15 protein-coding genes and 2 tRNA genes are annotated in these 18,325 nt (G+C 63.3%); 12 read left to right on the top strand and 5 right to left on the bottom strand.

The window, feature by feature from the left end; translation table 11 throughout:
* Nucleotides 1-21 precede the first annotated feature (21 nt).
* The gene (sodB, locus tag NDK18_RS13480; protein WP_250624033.1) at nucleotides 22-600 is read right to left on the bottom strand and encodes a superoxide dismutase [Fe]; all 579 of its coding nucleotides are present in this window, start codon (nucleotides 598-600) and stop codon (nucleotides 22-24) included.
* Nucleotides 601-710: 110 nt separating this feature from the next.
* Here sodB and grxD point away from each other — a divergent pair, with 110 nt between their 5' ends.
* The 9 genes from grxD (at nucleotide 711) to NDK18_RS13435 (ending at nucleotide 11,092) form a co-directional block, all read left to right on the top strand.
* On the top strand, nucleotides 711-1,034 hold the full coding sequence (gene grxD / locus NDK18_RS13475) for a Grx4 family monothiol glutaredoxin (RefSeq protein WP_250624032.1): 324 nt from the start codon (nucleotides 711-713) through the stop codon (nucleotides 1,032-1,034).
* On the top strand, nucleotides 1,031-1,801 hold the full coding sequence (locus tag NDK18_RS13470; RefSeq protein WP_250628028.1) for an SDR family NAD(P)-dependent oxidoreductase: 771 nt from the start codon (nucleotides 1,031-1,033) through the stop codon (nucleotides 1,799-1,801). Before grxD ends, NDK18_RS13470 begins: the two co-directional genes overlap by 4 nt.
* A gap of 26 nt (nucleotides 1,802-1,827) precedes the next feature.
* Nucleotides 1,828-2,424 carry a YhgN family NAAT transporter gene (locus NDK18_RS13465; protein ID WP_250624444.1) on the top strand — a complete coding sequence of 199 codons (597 nt, stop codon included), beginning with the start codon at nucleotides 1,828-1,830 and terminating at the stop codon, nucleotides 2,422-2,424.
* An 86-nt stretch (nucleotides 2,425-2,510) separates the two neighbouring features.
* Nucleotides 2,511-4,244, top strand: coding sequence for a bifunctional ornithine lipid synthase OlsF (gene olsF / locus NDK18_RS13460; RefSeq protein ID WP_250628027.1), 1,734 nt, complete (start codon nucleotides 2,511-2,513; stop codon nucleotides 4,242-4,244).
* Nucleotides 4,245-4,479: 235 nt separating this feature from the next.
* Nucleotides 4,480-7,806: a TonB-dependent receptor gene (locus NDK18_RS13455; RefSeq protein WP_250624030.1), complete on the top strand. Its 3,327-nt coding sequence runs from the start codon at nucleotides 4,480-4,482 to the stop codon at nucleotides 7,804-7,806.
* A gap of 120 nt (nucleotides 7,807-7,926) precedes the next feature.
* Nucleotides 7,927-9,333 (top strand): nucleotide 5'-monophosphate nucleosidase PpnN, encoded by a 1,407-nt coding sequence (gene ppnN, locus NDK18_RS13450; protein ID WP_250624029.1) that lies wholly within the window; start codon nucleotides 7,927-7,929, stop codon nucleotides 9,331-9,333.
* Nucleotides 9,334-9,399: 66 nt separating this feature from the next.
* Entirely contained in the window at nucleotides 9,400-9,858 is a 459-nt protein-coding gene (locus NDK18_RS13445) for a DUF2846 domain-containing protein (RefSeq protein WP_250628026.1), read from the top strand.
* Nucleotides 9,859-10,048: 190 nt separating this feature from the next.
* The gene (locus NDK18_RS13440) at nucleotides 10,049-10,207 is read left to right on the top strand and encodes a biogenesis of lysosome-related organelles complex 1 subunit 2 (protein WP_250628025.1); all 159 of its coding nucleotides are present in this window, start codon (nucleotides 10,049-10,051) and stop codon (nucleotides 10,205-10,207) included.
* A gap of 81 nt (nucleotides 10,208-10,288) precedes the next feature.
* Nucleotides 10,289-11,092 (top strand): SPFH domain-containing protein, encoded by an 804-nt coding sequence (locus NDK18_RS13435; protein ID WP_250628024.1) that lies wholly within the window; start codon nucleotides 10,289-10,291, stop codon nucleotides 11,090-11,092.
* A gap of 52 nt (nucleotides 11,093-11,144) precedes the next feature.
* Here NDK18_RS13435 and NDK18_RS13430 read toward each other — a convergent pair.
* Together NDK18_RS13430 and NDK18_RS13425 are read right to left on the bottom strand one after the other, a co-directional pair.
* A tRNA-Asn gene (locus NDK18_RS13430) sits at nucleotides 11,145-11,221 on the bottom strand.
* A gap of 37 nt (nucleotides 11,222-11,258) precedes the next feature.
* Nucleotides 11,259-11,807, bottom strand: coding sequence for a GspH/FimT family pseudopilin (locus NDK18_RS13425; protein ID WP_250624025.1), 549 nt, complete (start codon nucleotides 11,805-11,807; stop codon nucleotides 11,259-11,261).
* A 137-nt stretch (nucleotides 11,808-11,944) separates the two neighbouring features.
* Between NDK18_RS13425 and uvrB the strand changes: the two genes are divergently transcribed.
* Both uvrB and NDK18_RS13415 read left to right on the top strand, forming a co-directional pair.
* On the top strand, nucleotides 11,945-13,969 hold the full coding sequence (uvrB, locus tag NDK18_RS13420; RefSeq protein WP_250624024.1) for an excinuclease ABC subunit UvrB: 2,025 nt from the start codon (nucleotides 11,945-11,947) through the stop codon (nucleotides 13,967-13,969).
* A 56-nt stretch (nucleotides 13,970-14,025) separates the two neighbouring features.
* A tRNA-Val gene (locus NDK18_RS13415) sits at nucleotides 14,026-14,100 on the top strand.
* A gap of 81 nt (nucleotides 14,101-14,181) precedes the next feature.
* Here the strand turns inward: NDK18_RS13415 and NDK18_RS13410 are convergent.
* On the bottom strand, nucleotides 14,182-15,087 hold the full coding sequence (locus NDK18_RS13410) for a hypothetical protein (protein ID WP_250628023.1): 906 nt from the start codon (nucleotides 15,085-15,087) through the stop codon (nucleotides 14,182-14,184).
* A gap of 88 nt (nucleotides 15,088-15,175) precedes the next feature.
* Nucleotides 15,176-17,743, bottom strand: coding sequence for a DNA ligase D (ligD, locus tag NDK18_RS13405; RefSeq protein ID WP_250628022.1), 2,568 nt, complete (start codon nucleotides 17,741-17,743; stop codon nucleotides 15,176-15,178).
* A 111-nt stretch (nucleotides 17,744-17,854) separates the two neighbouring features.
* Here ligD and NDK18_RS13400 point away from each other — a divergent pair, with 111 nt between their 5' ends.
* Nucleotides 17,855-18,298: a CopD family protein gene (locus NDK18_RS13400; RefSeq protein ID WP_250624021.1), complete on the top strand. Its 444-nt coding sequence runs from the start codon at nucleotides 17,855-17,857 to the stop codon at nucleotides 18,296-18,298.
* The last annotated feature ends 27 nt before the right edge of the window (nucleotides 18,299-18,325 follow it).

Below are 18,325 nucleotides of genomic sequence, written 5' to 3'. Positions count from 1 at the left end.
CCCCCTCCCACCCCTCACCCCTTATGCGAGGTTCGAAGCGGCGAACTCCCAGTTGACGAGGTTCCAGAAGGCCTCGACGTATTTGGGGCGGGCGTTGCGGTAGTCGATGTAGTAGGCGTGTTCCCAGACGTCGGCGGTGAAGAGGGGTTTGTCGCTGCCGGTGATGGGGGTTGCGGCGTTTGAGGTGTTGACGATGGCTAGGCTGCCGTCGGTGCGTTGTACCAGCCAGGTCCAGCCGGAGCCGAAGTTGCCTACTGCGCTTTTGGTGAATTCTGCCTTGAAGGCATCGAAGGAGCCGAAGGCTTTGTCGATGGCATCGCTGAGCTTGCCGGACGGATTGCCGCCGCCCTTGGGGCTCATCGAGTGCCAGTAGAAGGTGTGGTTCCAGATCTGGGCGGAGTTGTTGAAGATGCCACCGGACGACTTCTTGATGATGTCTTCCAGGGCGGCGTTCTCGAACTCGGTCCCCTTGATCAGGTTATTCAAGTTGGTCACGTAGGCCTGGTGATGCTTGCCGTAGTGGTATTCGAGCGTCTCGGCCGAGATGTGCGGTTCGAGGGCATTCTTTTCGTAGGGAAGCGGGGGAAGCTCGATCGCCATGATTTGCTCCTTAGCGGTGGCTGGGAAGAAACGTGGGGGACTTAGCCAGTGGGGCCGGGCCGAACTGCTACAATAGCCAAATCCGTGCTAGTGAATGATGAATCTTTTCTATGGACGCCGTCGCGCGAATCAAGGCCATCGTGGCCGGCCATCCCATCGTGATCTTCATGAAGGGCACGCCCCAGTTCCCGATGTGCGGGTTCTCAAGTCGTGCCGTGCAGGCGCTGGAAGCTGCCGGCGCCGTCTATCATGCCGTCAATGTGCTTGAAGATCCCGAGATCCGTGCCAGTCTTCCGAAATTTTCCAACTGGCCCACGTTCCCGCAGGTGTTCCTGCAAGGTGAACTGATCGGCGGTTGCGACATCGTCGAAGACTTGCATGCGGCTGGTGAATTAAAGCGCATGGCTGCCGACGTCGCGGTCAGCGACCCGTGAGCGCGCTGCCTCTGGTTACGCTTCCGGCAACGCTGCCGGAGGGCGACCTCACCGGACGCGTGGTGATGGTCACAGGCGCCACCGGCGGATTGGGCAGTGCCGTGGCGCGTGCGTGCATGCGAGCCGGTGCCACGGTGATCCTCGCCGGTCGACGCGTGCGCTTCCTCGAAAAGCTCTACGACGAATTGAAAAGCATCGGCCTTGGCGAACCGCTGATCGTGCCGATGGATCTTGAATCGGCCACCCCGACGGATTTCGAGGCCATCGCCGATGGCATCGGCAACGAGTTTGGCCGTCTGGATGGTCTGGTCCATGCCGCCGCGCATTTCGGTGGGCTTACCCCGCTGTCCCAGCACAAGCCGGATGATTTCCTGCGCGCGCAGCAGGTAAACGTGGCGGCGCCTTTTGCACTTACCCAGGCCTGCCTGCCGTGGCTGGCGAAGTCCGCCGACAGTGCCGTGGTGTTCGTACTGGACGATGCCGATCTCACCTCGCGTGCCCATTGGGGCGGCTACGGCGTATCGAAGGCCGGGCTCGAACGATTGGCGGCGATCCTGCACCAGGAACACGACAAGGGTGCGATGCGCGTGCATGCGGTGTTGCCTGCACCGATGCGCACGGCCCTGCGCCGCGAGGCGTATTTTGGCGAAGACACCCTCAAGCACCCGACGCCCGACGGCACAGCCTCGGCCATCGTCGCACTGCTTTCCGCTGCCGGCGGCTTTGCCCGCGGCGCCGCGCTCGACCTTCGTTCCACTCCGGCCTAAAAGGAATCGCACGCGTGGAAGCCCAGATGACCACGCTTTCGGCAGGCATCCTTTTGTTCCTGATCATGGATCCGCTGGGCAACATCCCGTTGTTCCTGGCCCTGCTCAAGAACGTTCCGCCCAAGCGCCGCCGCTACGTGATGGTGCGGGAGCTGTTGATCGCCCTGGCGGTGCTGGTGGCCTTCCTGCTGGGCGGTCAGTACATCCTGAAGTTGCTGCAATTGCGGCCTGAATCAGTGGGCATTGCTGGCGGCATCGTGTTGTTCCTGATCGGCATCCGCATGGTGTTCCCTCCAGTCGAAGGCGGCATCTTTGGCGCGACGGGCGAGGGCGAGCCCTTCATCGTGCCGATGGCCATTCCTGGCGTCGCTGGCCCTTCGGCGATGGCGGCGCTGCTGCTGTTGACCAATTCCCAGCCCGGCCGCACGGCGGAGTGGGGCCTGGCCCTGTTCGCCGCCTGGCTGGGCGTGGCGCTGATTCTGCTCAGTTCCACCTTCCTGTTCCGCTGGCTGGGCGAAAGCGTGCTGACGGCGCTTGAGCGCCTGATGGGCATGCTGCTGATCGCTCTTTCAGTGCAGATGTTCCTCAGCGGGCTCACCGCCTACCTGCATATCGCCACCTAGGGGGATTTGAAACGCATTCATGCGTTTCCTTTCACCGGCCTGTCATACTTGGCTACCAGCATGAGCGCCACACGAGGGAACCCATCATGCTCAAAGTCGAACAGGCCCTGACCGATCGCCTGCCGTGGCTCGAAAAGCATCCGCGGATCCTGCGTCCCATTGCCGCGATGCTTGAACGCCTGGCCCACGAAGAGCGCTTCAACCATACGTTGCGCACCGTGGCCCCGGCCACCGGTTTCGCCTTCGTCGAACGGACCCTCGACCACCTGCACGTGAGCTACCGCGTCGATGAGCGCGAGCGGGAAAACATCCCCGTCGAAGGCCCGCTGCTGGTAGTAGCCAACCATCCGCTTGGCATGACCGACGCCCTGGCGCTTATCAGCCTGATCGGCTCGGTCCGTCAGGACGTGCGCATCCTGGGCAACGATGCACTTTCCGCAGTGCCGGAATTGGGCCACCTGCTGTTGCCGGTGGATGTGTTCGGCAAGGGCGCCCGCTCGAGCATGCGCAATGTGTTCCGCGCGCTCGAAGAAGGCCAGGCCCTGATCATTTTCCCGGCGGGCGAAGTGTCCCGCCTGCGCGGCGGCCGCGTGCGCGACGGCAAGTGGAACGACGGCTTCGCCCGCATCGCCCTGCGCGATAGCATCCGTGGCCAGAAAATTACCCCGCCGCCGGTATTGCCCATCCACGTTTCCGCCCGCAACAGCGCCGCGTTCTACGGGCTGTCGATGCTGGCCAAGCCGCTTTCCACCGCCATGCTGCCGCGCGAGGCCACCTCGCCGCGCGGCCAGCGCATAGGCTTCACCATCGGTGCCTCGGTGGGCGTGGAAGAACTCAAAGAGCGCAGCGGCGGCTCGCCGGAGCAAGCCGCCAAGCTGATGCGCCGCCATGTCTACCGCCTGGGCAACCGGCGCGGCCTGATCTTCGGCGGCCAGGCGCCCCTGGCGCACCCGGAACCCACAGAGCGCATCGTGGCCGACCTTACCAAGGCCGAGCTGATGGGCGAACTCAGTGACGGCAAGCAGGCCCTCCTGCTGCAGGGCTCGCCCGACAGCGCCGCCTTGCGCGAGATCGGTCGCCTGCGCGAACTCACCTTCCGCCGGGTAGGCGAGGGTACGGGCCTGCGTCGCGACCTCGATGTCTACGACGCCCATTACGAACACCTGGTGCTGTGGGATCCCAAAACCCTGCGCATCGTCGGGGCTTACCGCTTCGGCAATGGTTCGACGATCATTCCCGAACGCGGCATCGCGGGCCTGTATACCTCGAGCCTGTTCGATTATTCCCCGGCTCTGGAATCCCGCCTGGCGCAGGGCCTGGAATTGGGCCGCAGCTTCATTGCACCGGCCTACTGGCGCTCCCGTGCCCTCGACCAGCTGTGGCAGGGCATCGGCATGTACCTGCAGCGCCACCGGGGTCTGCGCTACATGTTCGGACCGGTCAGCATGTCGGTGAGCATGCCGCGCGAGGCCCGGGAGTGGATCGCCGCGGCGCACGAGCACTATTTCGGCGCCCCGGGGCTGGCTTCGGCACGCCAGCCATTCGTGATTTCTCCCGAAGTGAGCGACGGCGTCCGCGCGGAACTTGCGGGCCTGGACGCGGCCACCGGCCTGGTCCGGTTGAAGAATCGCCTGGATGCACTGGGCCAGACCTTGCCGGTGCTTTACCGGCAGTACGTCGACCTTGTCGACCCAACCGGGGTGCAATTCCTCGGTTTCGGCGAAGATCCCGGATTTTCCGGCTGCGTCGATGGCCTGGTGATGCTGGATCTCAATTCGCTCAAGCCTGCCAAGAAAGCGCGTTATCTCGGCAAGGAATAACGGCGGTTAGAAAAATACCTGCGAATTTCGTCGTGACGACGTGAATTTGTTACGAACCTGTCATAGAATCTCGTTAAAGTAACTTTAACAACTAGCCCCGCCGTCATGCGCGGTGGGGTCAAATCATTGTTTTAAGTTGGGGAATCAATAACTTGCGGTTTCTTCCCGGTGTCACACGGGAGAGGTCGTGCGTGCTTTTTTCGTTTTTCCTTGCGAGCCACAGGGTCGATCGTTAATGAATAGCCGAATCCGCGCCAAACTCCTGCCTCTTGCCATCGGTACCCTCCTTGCCACGACTCAGGTCATGGCCCAGGAGACCTCCTCCACCATGAGTGGCCGCATCGTCGATGCCTCCGGTAATCCGGTCGTCGGCGCCACCGTGCAGATCGTGCACGAGCCTTCGGGCACCACCAAGGTCACCACCACTGATGCCGCTGGCCGTTACTCGGTGCAGGGCATGCGCGTGGGCGGTCCGTACGATGTCACGGCCACGAAGGAGGGCGGTAGCGCCCAGTCCCGCCAGGACAACGTATTCCTGGGCCTGGGTACCGACACCCCGGTGAACCTCACCCTGGGCGCCACGGCGCAGCAGGAAGCCACGCAGCTGGCCGCCGTGAGCGTTTCCGCCGTCGGCGGCACCTTCAGCTCCGACAACACGGGCCTGGGCACCAACGTCGGCGCACGCGCGCTGAAGATGCAGCCCGCCCCCAGCCGCAACATCGCCGACGTCGCCCGCCTTGATCCGCGCGTCAACGTCGACCACGGTACCGGCGCGATCTCGGCAAACGGCCAGAATGCCCGCCTGAACAGCCTGAAAGTGGACGGCATTGGCGTAGGCGATCCGTTCGGCCTGAACGGTAGCGGCCTGCCCACCGTCGGCTCGCCGGTATCGGTGGACACGATCGAGGGCTACAACATCTCGACCGCGAATTACGACGTGATCTCCGACTCCGTCGGCGCCGAAGTGAACGCGGTGACCAAGAGCGGCACCAACGACTTCCACGGCTCGGTGTACTACGCGTTCAAGAGCGCGGACAAGATGGTCGGCGAAGCCGGCTGGCTGAAGCAGAACCGCGACTACACCGAGTTCGACAAGAACTGGACGGCCGGTGCCACCTTCGGCGGCCCGATCATCAAGGACAAGCTGTTCTTCTTCGGCAGCTACGAGAAGGAAGAGATCACCGGTCTGTCCTCGGGCGCGGCCACCGGCCTTGATCCGACCATCGCCAATTCCAACAGCAACAAGGTGTCCACCGGCGACCTCAACCGCATCGTCGCCGCCGCCAACGGCCTGGGCCTGCAGCCGGGCACCATCAACGCCAACGGCGGCGACCTGATCGACAAGCGCTACCTGGGCAAGATCGACTGGAACATCACCGACGGCCACCGCGCCAGCTTCGCCTACCAGCAGACCAAGGAAACCAAGCCCAACCCGCAGGGTAACGGCGCCAGCACCATTGGCCTTTCCAGCTACTGGTACACCACCAACACCAACATCAAGAACTACACGCTGCAGTTGTTCGACGACTGGAACGATGTGTTCTCGACCGAGACCAAGCTCGGTTACTCCGACTTCGACCTGTTCCGTTCGGTCGACGCGCAGCAGCCGATGCTCACCGTGCGCGTGAACAACGCCGGTACTGCTTCCGGCCCCACGGTGAACCTGGGCGAAGACCAGTTCAGCCATTACAACGCGGCGCGCGTGCGCACCTTCAACGCCTTCTGGGCTGGCACGCTGTACCTGGGCGACCACACGGTGAAGGGCGGCGTGGAGTTCGAGCGCAACAGCATCTACAACCTGTTCGGTCGCACGGAGTTCGGGTCGTACACCTTCTACGGCATCAACGGCCTGAACACCGGTGCGTACAACACGTACGACCTGTACCAGCCGGCGCCGGGCTATTCCCTGGGCGACATCGCCGCCAAGTGGGAGCTGAAGCAGTACACGTTCTTCCTGCAGGACACCTGGCAGGCCACGGAAAACCTGTCGCTGCATTACGGCTTCCGCGTCAACCGCTACGCCACCGACGACAAGCCGCTGTACAACGCCACCTTCCAGCAGAAGTTCGGCTTCAGCAACGCGACCACGATCAACGGCAGCAAGCTGGTCGAGCCGCGCCTGTCGTTCAACTACAAGTTCGACAGCGACTACCAGACGCAGTTGCGTGGCGGCGTGGGCCTGTTCCAGTCCAGCCCGCCCACGGTGTGGATGACCAATCCGTACCAGAACAACGGCATCAACATCGTCACCTACCACTACGAGCGCCTGCCCAATGGCCAGTGCTCGCTCGGCAAGCAGACGGTGCCGTGCCCGGCTTTCAGCTCCGATCCGCACAACCAGAACACCTCCGGTGCCGGCGTGCTGCCGCAGATGGCCGTCGATACGGTTGCGCCTGATTTCCAGCTTCCCAGCGTGTGGAAGTCGTCGCTGGCGTTTGATCGCGAGCTGCCCTGGATGGGCATCATCGGCACGCTGGAATGGCAGCACCTGCAGACGCGTAACGCGTTCTACTACAACAACCTCAACATCGGCTCGCCGACGGGCATCCTTCCCGATGGCCGCTTCACCTACAACGGTTGCATCGGCGGCGCCACGCCGGTCGGCGGCTCGACGGGTGCCACCTGCACGGGCGCGGTCAACTCCGTGGGCAACACCGCATCGGCGCTGGCGCGTTCGCGTGCTGACGGCCGCTTCGCCCAGGGCGTGACGGAACTGCTCAACACCGACAAGGGCCAGTCCGACGCCATCACGCTGTCGTTCTCCAAGCCGTTTGCCGATGGCTGGTCAGCGTCGATCGCGGCCACCGCGGCGCACGCCACGGAAGTGAATCCGGGCACCTCCAGCCAGGCCACCTCCAACTTCAGCAACAGCGCCTGGTACAACGTCAACGAGAACGTGGCCTCCACGTCCAACACCAACATCTCCCAGCGCCTGAATGCTTCGCTGGCCTGGTCGCATAACTTCTTCGGCGACTACGCCACCACCATCAGTGCGTTCTACGATGGCCACAGCGGCGTGCCGTACAGCTGGGTGTTCGGTACCGACGCCAATGGCGACAGCTACCGTGGCGACCTGGCTTACATCCCGAACCGCGGCGACGTGAACTTTGCCGCCGGCACCGCGCAGAAGGTCGTCGACCAGTTCTACGACTACATCCAGCACGACGACTACCTTAAGCACAAGCAGGGCAAGGTGGTTCGTCGCAACGGTGCGGTATCGGCCTGGGTGAACCAGCTGGACCTTTCCATCAGCCAGGAAATCCCGGGCTTCTTCCGCGGCAACAAGGGCGAGTTCCGCCTCGACTTCTACAACGTGCTGAATCTGATGAACAAGCACTGGGGTCAGCAGGACTACGTTGGCTTCCCGTACACCCGGAGCCTGGCCGACTATGCTGGCGTTGGCGCGGACGGCAAGTACATCTACAAGCTGCCCACCGATGCCAACGGCAACTACCAGCCGGGCCTGAAGACGTTCTACGACGCCCCGACCGACAACAGCGCCACCAAGGCCAACCCGGTGTCCCGCTGGTCGATCCTGGCCACCGTCCGCTACACGTTCTAAGAAGTTACGTTTTGTACGACTTAAGGCCGGCGCCCGCGAGGGTGCCGGTTTTTTTTGGCCGATCCTTGACCTTGGCGCCCCCGCCGCGCCAAGCTAAACGGCTGACCTGAGGAACCATCCATGAACGATCACGTTGCCGGCGTTACCGGCCCCCTGCGCACGGTAAGCGCGCGCATCTCCCCGGCCGGTGGGCTGGATATCCTCTCCCGCAACGAGGTGGCGCGCCTTCGCGACGCCAGCGGGTCGGGCCTGCATATGATGCTGCGCCGCTGCGCGCTGGCTGTTCTCACCTCCGGGAATATCGGCGACGATCCGCGCTCGATGTTCGAGCAATATCCCGACTTCGACATCCAGGTGCTGCAGCAGGACCGCGGCATCAAGATCGAGCTTTCCAACGCGCCCGAACAGGCCTTCGTGGATGGCCACATTATCCGCGGCATCAACGAGCTGCTGGTGGCCGTGGTCCGCGACATCGTTTACGTGTCGGCGCAGCTGGAAAGCGGCAACTTCGACCTGGACGACACCGTGGGCATTACCCATGCGGTATTCGAGATCCTGCGCAACGCGCGGATGCTCAAGCCCCAGGTGGATCCGAACCTGGTGGTGTGCTGGGGCGGCCATTCCATCTCGCGCGATGAATACGAGTACACCAAACGCGTGGGCTACCAGCTGGGTCTGCGCGGCATGGACATCTGCACCGGTTGCGGCCCGGGTGCGATGAAGGGTCCGATGAAGGGCGCGAACATCGCCCACGCCAAGCAGCGCCGGCGCCACAACCGCTACATCGGCATTACCGAGCCCGGCATCATTGCCGCGGAGTCGCCGAACCCGATCGTCAACAACCTGGTGATCATGCCGGACATCGAGAAGCGCCTGGAGGCCTTCGTCCGCATGGGCCACGGCATCATCGTGTTCCCGGGCGGCGTGGGCACCGCCGAGGAGATCCTGTACCTGCTGGGCATCCTGCTGCACCCGGACAATGCCGGCGCGCCGTTCCCGCTGATTTTCACCGGACCTAAGGATTCGGCCGCCTACTTCGAGCAGATCGACCAGTTCCTGCGCCTGACCCTCGGCGACGACGTGGCCAAGCACTACCAGATCATCGTGGACAACCCCACCGCCGTGGCGCACGTGATGCAGCGTGGCATCGAGAAGGTGCGCAACCATCGCCTGGACACCAAGGACGCCTTCTTCTTCAACTGGTCGCTGCATGTGCCGCTGCCGTTCCAGCAGCCGTTCCGTCCCACGCACGAGGCAATGGCCGCCCTGAACCTGCGTCGCGGCCGCCCGCGGCACGAACTGGCGGCGGACCTGCGCCGTGCGTTCTCGGGCATCGTGGCAGGCAACGTGAAAGATGAGGGCGTGAAAGCGATCGAAGCCCATGGTCCGTTCGTGATCGATGGGGAGGCGGAGATCATGCGTAACCTGGACAACCTCCTGAAGGCCTTCGTGGTGCAGCACCGCATGAAGTTGCCGGGTGGGTCGGCGTATGTGCCGTGCTACCGGGTGGTGGCCGAGGCGGCCTGAGTTCACCCGCGGTCGACGGCGGGCGGGGCATGCTTGGCGGGTGATCCCGGTGCCAGGAGCCCCGCCATGCAACGCATCGCCCTTACCCTCGCCATCGCCACGCTCGCCGGCTGCATCACCCACGACGACACCATCCGTGACGCCACCGCGAGCCGCCTATATCTCTACCAATTGCCCACCGACGGCGATGCCACCCTCACCTTCGAACGTGCCAACGGCGTGTTCGGCGGTGGTTGTTCGAACGCGATCTATATCGACAACAAGGTGGCCGGGCAGATAGAGATCGGAGAGCGCGTGGTGTTCCACGTGCCGGCGGGGAACCATGATGTTTCGCTTGAGCAACGCGGGACGTGTTCGGGTGGGAAGTCCGACGTGCAGACGTCGGTGGCTTCGGGGGGGAATGTCAGTTTTGCCCTGGATGCCGAGGGTACGGCGGCTTTGTCGCAGTCGACCCAGCCGGCGCAAGCCGCACCGGCCGTGCCAGAAGCACCGTCTCCTTCATCGTCGTCAGGTAGGGCGGGTTAGCGCGGCGACGCACGCCACATCGTGGCCTAGTCGCGTATGTTCCAGCCACGAAAATGGTGGCAGGCAGCCAGGATCAGAAACCGCAACATGACCGGCCGGGCTTGCGCCCGCCTGGCTGCCCACCCAAAGACGAGAGGGCCTCGCCTCCCTGTCCCGCCCTGCCGACGCTCCTCCGCGCGATCATTCAGAAGTGCTTTTCCGCATCTTCGAGGCACTTGGCGACATGCGCGTGTCGATGGCCAGGCTTGAGAGCAAGGTCGACCGGCTCGATGAAAGGGTGGAGACCCTGGACCAACGCATCGACCGCCTTGACCAGCGCGTCGGCCGACTCGAGCGCCAAATGGCCTGAATCTTGTGCATCATGGGTGGGCTTTGTTGCCGGCTTTCTAGGCGCCTTTCGGGCGCTACTTTTCTTTCCAGAGGATGGACCATGACAAAGGTGTTGCCTGTATTCCTTGTTGTCTCCCTGCTTGCCGGCCTGACCGGTTGCAATGTTGTTTCAGTCGATCCCGGTACGGAGTCGGTGCTGGTGGACAAACCCTACCTGTTCGGGCATGGCGGCGTCCGCCCGGAGCCCGTCAAGGAAGGTCGAATCATCACCTGGGCCAGCACCAATGACATCAACGTGGTCATCACGCCGCAGACGGTGCATGTCACCTTCGACGACTTCAGTTCGAAGGACAACATCCTCCTGGACTTCGATACGGCACTGCAGTACCGCATCACCGATTCGGTAAAGCTGATCGAAAAATATGGCGCTACCAACTGGTTCAAGAACAACGTGCAGAGCCAGTACGCCAGCATCGTCCGGGAAGCGGTGAAGGGGCAAACGATGAGCGACATGATGTCGAACCCGAGCACCGCGTCCACCGTGGATAAAGAAGTGACGAGCGCCATCCGGACCCTGGTCAAGGAGCGCGGATTGCCGGTTGAAATCCTCGATGTCACCCTGGGTCGCGCCCGTCCGAACGAGGACGTGCTCAAGCAGATGAACGAGACGGCCGCCCAGCAACAGCGCCAGAAGACCCTTGTGGCGGCGACCGTTGCCGAGGAACAGCGCGCCAAGGAACAGGAAGCCCGGGCGGAGGCGGACAACGCCTACCGCAACAAGCTGGGCATGACGATCGAGCAGTATTCGGCGGTCACCATCGCCACGATCAACGCCGATGCCTGCAAGGCGGCGAAAGCCTGCTACATCGTTCCTTCTGGAACTTCGGTCCTGGTCGGAAAGTAGTTCCGGGCGCAAAAGAAAAGGCCATGCATCGCTGCATGGCCTTTTTTGTATCTGGCGCCCGAAGTTGGACTCGAACCAACGACCCCCTGATTAACAGTCAAGTGCTCTAACCAGCTGAGCTATTCGGGCGGGGAGTCGCGTATTTTGATTTGGACGCCGAAGGCTGTCAAGAACCCGCGAAGGGCGTTTGGGCGCAGGCCTGCGCATGGGTCGTGTGTTTTCCCTGCTGGCGCGCGCGGCCACTGGTGGCCAGCACCACCGCCTGGGCGCTATCGGGCTTGCCCACCGTGCAGAACACGATGGTGAGATTGTGCCCGCGGGACGTACCGTCCGGATAGAACCGGCTGTAGGGGCGGGTGCCCAGGCCCCGGACGGAAGGGTTCCCCGTGCCCTGTTCCACCCAGATTGTCGTGCCAAGCCGCCGGGCATTGCGATGCGGGTCGAGGGCCGCGAACCAGCCCTCGTGCCAGCTTGCGGTGCGATCACAGGCGGTTCCGTGCCTGCCCGGGCATACGATGATCGGGATTCCCCGCATGACGGCTTCCGAACGGGCCAGGGCGAATGTGGCAAGAAGGGCGTCGGTCTGGCTGCGTACCCGCGTGCGTTGAATCAGGGAAGCCAGGCTCGGCGTCGCTACGATGGTCAGGATGGCCATCACGGCGAGCGTAGCCAGCAGCTCCACGAGCGTGACGGCCTTGCTGGTGTGGGAGGGCATGCACATGAACGCCATCGTCGGCCCGGTCCCGGCCGACCCGCCATCGGCGCAGGCTGCCCATGGGACTGCCCGTGGCTCTACACGCCTCCTAGGCGCTATCCATTTAAGATGTAGGGCCGCGTCCCCATCTGGCTACGATGACCGACCGCTTCCAGCTCGTCTCGCCCTACCAGCCGTCGGGCGACCAGCCCGATGCCATCCGCCGCCTCACCGAGGGTTTTGATGCCGGCCTTGCCGGCCAGACCCTGCTGGGCGTGACGGGCTCGGGCAAGACCTTCACCATCGCCAATCTCATCCAGAACGTGCAGAAGCCCACCCTGGTGCTGGCACCGAACAAGACCCTGGCCGCCCAGTTGTACGGGGAGTTCCGCGAATTCTTCCCGCACAATTCCGTGCAGTATTTCGTCAGCTACTACGACTACTACCAGCCCGAAGCCTATGTGGTGGCGTCCGATACCTTCATCGAGAAGGATTCGAGCATCAATGACCACATCGAACAGATGCGGCTGGCGGCGACCAAGGCACTTCTCTCACGCGACGACGCGTTGATCGTGGCCACGGTGTCGGCCATTTACGGCCTGGGCGATCCGGACGATTACCTGAAGCTGCGCCTGATCATCGCCAAGGGCGAACATGTCGACCAACGCGCGCTGATCCGCCAGCTCACCGAATTGCAGTACACCCGCAACGAGATGGATTTCCGGCGCGGCACGTACCGCGTGCGCGGCGAGATCGTCGATGTGTTCCCGGCCGAATCGGATTCCGAAGCCCTGCGCATCGAACTGTTCGACGGCGACGTGGAGCGGCTGTCGATCTTCGATCCACTCACCGGCGAAGTGGTGCGACAGGTGCCGCGCTACACGGTGTACCCGAAGACGCATTACGCCAGCACCCGGCAGAGCGTGTTGAACGCCATCGAGACGATCAAGGACGAATTGAAGGACCGCCTGGAATTCCTCTATCGGGAAAACAAGCTGGTGGAAGCCCAGCGCCTGGAGCAGCGCACGCGCTTCGACCTTGAGATGATGGCCGAGGTGGGTTTCTGCCAGGGCATCGAGAATTATTCCCGCCACATGACCCGCCGTTCCGCGGGCGAGCCTCCGCCGACGCTATTCGATTACCTGCCGCCCGATGCGCTCTTGGTGGTGGACGAGTCCCACGTCACCATCCCGCAGCTGGGCGCCATGTACAAGGGCGACCGCTCGCGCAAGGAAACCCTGGTGGAATTCGGTTTCCGCCTGCCTTCGGCGATGGACAACCGGCCGCTGAAATTCGATGAGTGGGAGCGCCGCGCGCCGCGCGCGATCTACGTCTCGGCCACGCCTGCTTCCTACGAAATACAGCACTCCGGTGATGCGGTGGTGGAGCTGGTGGTGCGTCCGACGGGCTTGATCGATCCGGAAGTTGAAATTCGTCCCGTGCGCACGCAAGTGGACGACCTGCTCGGCGAGATCAAGAAGGTGGTGGCCATGGGCGACCGCGTGCTGGTAACCACGCTTACCAAACGCATGTCCGAGAACCTTACCGATTACCTCGGCGAGCACGACGTAAAAGTGCGCTACCTGCATTCGGATATCGAGACAGTGGAGCGCACTGAGATCATCCGCGATCTTCGCTTGGGGAATTTCGATGTACTGGTGGGCATCAACCTGCTGCGCGAGGGTCTGGACATGCCCGAGGTGGCGCTGGTGGCGATCCTGGACGCCGACAAGGAAGGCTTCCTGCGTTCGACCGGCTCATTGATCCAGACCATCGGCCGTGCCGCCCGCAATGTGCGGGGCAGGGCGATCCTTTACGCCGACAAGGTCACCCGCTCAATGCAGGCGGCTATCGACGAGACATCCCGCCGCCGGGAGAAGCAGGTCGAGTACAACATCGCGAACGGCATCACCCCCACCACGATCGTCCGCCGCATCGCCGACATCATGGAAGGTGCCCGCGGCGACTTCGGTACCCGTGGCCGGAAGAAGAACGCCGGCGACGTGAAAATCGGCGAGCAGCGGGCCGACGATTACAGCAGGCTGTCGCCGACCCAGGCCGCTGCCATGATCAAGAAGCTCGAGGCAAAGATGTACAAGCATGCCCAGAACCTGGAATTCGAGGACGCGGCGCGGGTTCGCGACGATATCGGCAGGCTTCGGGACCAGGCCCTCCTGGGCTAGCCGCCGGGCCCCGCTTGCACCCCCGCCCAGCCAATTGCTACAATTTCGGGCTCGACGGGCGGTTAGCTCAGCGGTAGAGCACTACCTTGACATGGTAGGGGTCACAAGTTCGATCCTTGTACCGCCCACCACTTTCCCTTGAAGGGAAACGTGGAATTCGAAGAAAAAAAGGCCGGCGACGGTCTTTTTTTTATGCCTGTTGTCCCGCCTATCTAGCGGGGGTGAGGCACAGCCAGCGCGGCGGCAATCTTCTGGCGCACAGCCTCAGGCTCCTTGTCCTGTATCACCGCCACCACTTTCCCACGGTCAAGCACGTAGAACGTCGGGATCGTCCAGTGGGTGATCATCGTCCATTCCGATTCGCGGTACACCAGCGTCATCGGCGTTGTCGGGTGCGTGGCGTTCCATTTCAGGAAAGCCGGTGCATCCAGGGTCGGGGTGGGTGTGGCTACAAGGGTGATCTTGCCGCGCAGGACGGTGCTGAGTTTCGGATCGGCCTCGATCGCGCTGATGGCTGCCGTGGTCGCGGCATCGCTTGGCCCGCCAATAATCACCATGCTCGTGCCCTTGCCCAGGTTCACGTGCTGCCGGGTGAGGGTTTTTCCATCAGGCGAGAACGCAAGTTCCGTGGGACCGCTCTTGCGCAGGTCTGCCGACTCCACCAGGCGAGGCAACACATCGAGCTTCGCGCTGCGATGGCGGCGGGCGAGGGTGGTCGCCTCGGGGAAGCGGCGGGTGATCACCAGGGCGCCGTACATCGACTGGTACACCGCGTCGGTATCGAGCTTTCGCCGCTGCAGTTCAGAAAGATCCAGCTGCATGTCGCGCAGGTAGGCCGTATCGCGGACCGTGGTGGCCATGAAGCCGGCGGCATCGTAAAGCGTGGCCAGGTCCGCCGGAGTGGCCGTGGCCGCGTGGCCGACAGTCTGCTGGGGTGCAACGGAGGCGGCGTAGAGCCTGCGCAATTGCTCGTTGCGCACGTGGATGGGCCCTGGCGCGGCGGCAGCCTGCTGTAACCGGGAGTAAGCCGTGGCGAGGCCATCATCGGCGGCCATGACAGCGGGCGCGATAAGCATCAGCGCCAGGGCGCTCCAGAACGTACGACAGCCACCCCGCATCGCAACTCTCCACTGACCAGTGCCCGCCTAGCCTGAGGGAAAGCATCGCCCTGGGCAAACGGGGCAAGAAAACGCGGTAAGCCCGCGATCAGCTTCCAAGCTTGCCGTGGACGTCGTCGAGATTCTGCCTGAGCTTGTCGATGCCGGCCCAGGGGTCGCCCTTCAACCGGGAAAGGCGGGCGGGTGTGGTGTGGATATCGAAATCGTGGCCGGATCTGAGCTTTCCCAGTTCTTCCCAGCGCAGCGGTACCGCGACCGGCGCGCCTGGGCGCGCACGAAGGGAATAGGAGGCCACGGCCGTGGCGCCGCGGCCATTGCGCAGGTAGTCCAGGTAGATCAGGCCTTTCCGCGAGCGCTTGCTGGCCACGGCAATGAACTCCAATGGATGCATCTGCGCCATGACGTCGGCAAAGCCATGGGCGAAGGATTTGACCACGTCCCACGTGCACCCTGGATTGAGCGGCACAACCACGTGCAGGCCCTTGCCGCCGGTGGTGCGCACGAAGGATTCAAGCCCCGCCTGCTGCAGTAGCTTGCGTATGGTGCGGGCGCCGGCAACCACGCGCTTCCATTCCACCCCGTCGCCGGGGTCAAGGTCGAAAACGATGCGCGTCGCCCGGTCGGGGTCCTTGACCGTGGATCCCCACGGATGGAATTCCAGCGCGTTGAACTGCACCAGCTCGATCACGCTGTCGGCGTCTTCGGGATACAGGTATTCACCGCTGCCACCGCTTTCCTCCTTGAGCTTGGCCATCCCTACGTGATGCAGGCCGGCCATCATGTGCTTCTGGAAGAAACAGGCCTTGGCGGTGCCGGACGGGCAACGGATCACCGAAGTCGGTCGGCCGATCACGCCGGGCAGGAACCAGTCCATCACGGCGCGGTAGTAATCCACCACGTCCTGCTTGGTGATGCCGTCGTCCGGAAAGGCCACACGGTCGGGGTGGGTGATCGGGATATCGGCGGTTTTTCGGCGCGGCGATGCTTCCCTTCCCGTTCGTGTGGCTTTTGCCGGTGCAGTCTTGGTTACCTTTGCCGACCGGGTAGCGGCTGACTTCTTCGGCGCGGCCCGGTCGCTGTTCGTAAGGTCCTTGGTGCTTTTGTCCATGCGAAGCCCCTTCAGGCTGGGTTGCCGCAACAGGTTCTTGTTGCCGATGCCGCGGTAGTACACCTCGGCCACGGCGGTGGGCGGCACCCACAAGGCGCCGCGCAACAGTGGATCGATAGCGTCGATGGTGACGGTCGGTTTGGGAACGCCTTTCTTTGCCAGCGTCTTGGTCAATTGCTTCAACTGGGCATCGGAGAACCCCGTGCCTACGCGGCCCACATATATCCAGCCTTTCTTGCCATCGGGCCTTGCCAGCAGCAGCGAGCCAAAACCGGTGCGACTGCCTTTGGGCGGCGTATATCCCACTACCGCGAATTCGTCTGCTTCCAGCCGCTTCACCTTCAGCCAGTCGTTGCCTCGGCCAGATCGGTAGCCGCCGTCCACCCGCTTGCTGATGATGCCCTCGAGCTTCTGCTCCATGGCCATGGCGAACACCTCATCACCATTGCCGACGGTGTGGGTGCTGAAAGAAAGGTGTTTGGGGGGGTGCGCGAGAAGCTTCCCAAGGATTTCCTTGCGTTCGACCAATGCCGTTTTGGACAGATCCAGGCCTTCGAAATAGGGAAGGTCGAACAACATGTACGCCAGCGGCGCCTGGGCTTCGCCTGAAAGGGTTTTTTGCAGTGCATTGAAGTCGCTGCGGCTGTCGACCAGCGCGATCAGCTCACCGTCGAGGCGCGCGGATTCCAGGCCCAGCGCCCGCACCGCGGCCACAATGTCGGGTAGTCGCTCGTTCCACTGCAGCCCATTGCGCGAATACAGGGTGACCTCGCCACCCACCACCGTGGTGAGTATCCGGTAGCCATCCCATTTGACTTCGTGGAGCCACTCATCGCCCTGCGGTGGCGCATCGTGAAGCGTGGCAAGCTCGGGTTTGAAGAAAGCAGCCGACGGCCGGGCCTTGCGTGCGCCTTCGAGTGCCGCCGCCTTTTTCATCAGTGGTGCGCGCGGCGCGGCGCGGGTCTTCGGTGCCTGCTTGCGCGCGGCCTTGACCGATACCTTCTTCTTCGAAGCCTTTCGAGTGCTCGAGGCCATCTTTGCATCCAGTAGGTCATCTGCTTCGACGTCGCCGGCATAGGCATCCTTCTCCTTGATCAGGAACCACGACGGCTGGCGCTCCTGTTTGCCGCTGCGAACCAGGTGCCAGCCGCCCTTCAGGCGCTCACCGAACAGTTCGAAACGAAGATGTCCCTTGCGCAGCTGCGCCTCGACATCGCCAGTGGTGGACCAGACGCCGCGATCGAAAGTGTCCACGTGTCCCTTGCCGTAGCCTTCCTCGATGTCACCCTCGAAATCGGCGTAGGCCACGGGGTGGTCCTCCACTTCCACGGCCAGGCGCTTCACCGCCGGGTCGTAGCTCGGGCCCTTGGGGACGGCCCAACTCTTAAGGGCGTTGCCCACTTGCAGGCGGAAATCGAAATGACGGCGGCTGGCGTGGTGCAACTGCACGACGAAGATCGACCGGGAGCCTGCCGGCACCGCGCTCTCGGCCGCAGGCTCGCGCGTCCTGGCGAAGTTCCGCTTGCGTCGGTAGTCGGTGAGGCTCATGCGCCCGATATTCCGCCCCGGCGGTGAATGCGGCGTCGTCGCTCCCGGTGTGCCCGGCGGCCGGGCTATCATGGGCGAGGCTGCACCCCGGCAGCGCAGGCGCCGCATACCATGACCTACTTCGTGATCAAGTCGTTGCACATACTTTTCGTCGTGGCCTGGATGGCCGCGGTGTTCTACCTGCCCAGGATCCTGGTGAACGTGGCCGAGACGGCCGGGGAACCCGCCGTGCAAGCCCGGCTGCTGCTGATGGGGCGCCGCCTGTACAAGTTCGGCCACATGATGTTCGGCTTCGCATTCCTCTTCGGACTCACCCTGTGGCTGGGCCACCTGGTGACGCCCATCCTGCCGCAGGTGGTGGTCGGCCACTGGATCGATGCCAAGCTCACCGGCGTAGTGATTCTGCTGGCGTATTTCATCTGGACCGGAAAACTGTTGAAGCGCAGCGAGGCTGGCGGCACGCTGCCGCCTTCGCGCACCCTGCGCATGTTCAACGAGCTGCCGGTACTGGTGCTTTTCGCCATCATCCTGCTGGTGCTGGCCAAGCCTTTCTAACCCCCGGTCGCGGAAGGTGAGACGCCT

It is taken from the genome of Pinirhizobacter soli (genome assembly GCF_015905305.1).
GTDB lineage: Bacteria > Pseudomonadota > Gammaproteobacteria > Xanthomonadales > Rhodanobacteraceae > Pinirhizobacter > Pinirhizobacter soli.
This window is presented reverse-complemented; position numbering and strand designations above follow the sequence as displayed.

Bases quoted from the DNA above. Each gene is read 5' to 3' on its own strand.
- sodB (WP_250624033.1), bottom strand. From the start codon at position 600: ATGGCGATCGAGCTTCCCCCGCTTCCCTACGAAAAGAATGCCCTCGAA.
- grxD (WP_250624032.1), top strand. From the start codon at position 711: ATGGACGCCGTCGCGCGAATCAAGGCCATCGTGGCCGGCCATCCCATC.
- NDK18_RS13465 (WP_250624444.1), top strand. From the start codon at position 1,828: ATGACCACGCTTTCGGCAGGCATCCTTTTGTTCCTGATCATGGATCCG.
- olsF (WP_250628027.1), top strand. From the start codon at position 2,511: ATGCTCAAAGTCGAACAGGCCCTGACCGATCGCCTGCCGTGGCTCGAA.
- NDK18_RS13455 (WP_250624030.1), top strand. From the start codon at position 4,480: ATGAATAGCCGAATCCGCGCCAAACTCCTGCCTCTTGCCATCGGTACC.
- ppnN (WP_250624029.1), top strand. From the start codon at position 7,927: ATGAACGATCACGTTGCCGGCGTTACCGGCCCCCTGCGCACGGTAAGC.
- NDK18_RS13445 (WP_250628026.1), top strand. From the start codon at position 9,400: ATGCAACGCATCGCCCTTACCCTCGCCATCGCCACGCTCGCCGGCTGC.
- NDK18_RS13435 (WP_250628024.1), top strand. From the start codon at position 10,289: ATGACAAAGGTGTTGCCTGTATTCCTTGTTGTCTCCCTGCTTGCCGGC.
- NDK18_RS13425 (WP_250624025.1), bottom strand. From the start codon at position 11,807: ATGCCCTCCCACACCAGCAAGGCCGTCACGCTCGTGGAGCTGCTGGCT.
- uvrB (WP_250624024.1), top strand. From the start codon at position 11,945: ATGACCGACCGCTTCCAGCTCGTCTCGCCCTACCAGCCGTCGGGCGAC.
- NDK18_RS13410 (WP_250628023.1), bottom strand. From the start codon at position 15,087: ATGCGGGGTGGCTGTCGTACGTTCTGGAGCGCCCTGGCGCTGATGCTT.
- ligD (WP_250628022.1), bottom strand. From the start codon at position 17,743: ATGAGCCTCACCGACTACCGACGCAAGCGGAACTTCGCCAGGACGCGC.
- NDK18_RS13400 (WP_250624021.1), top strand. From the start codon at position 17,855: ATGACCTACTTCGTGATCAAGTCGTTGCACATACTTTTCGTCGTGGCC.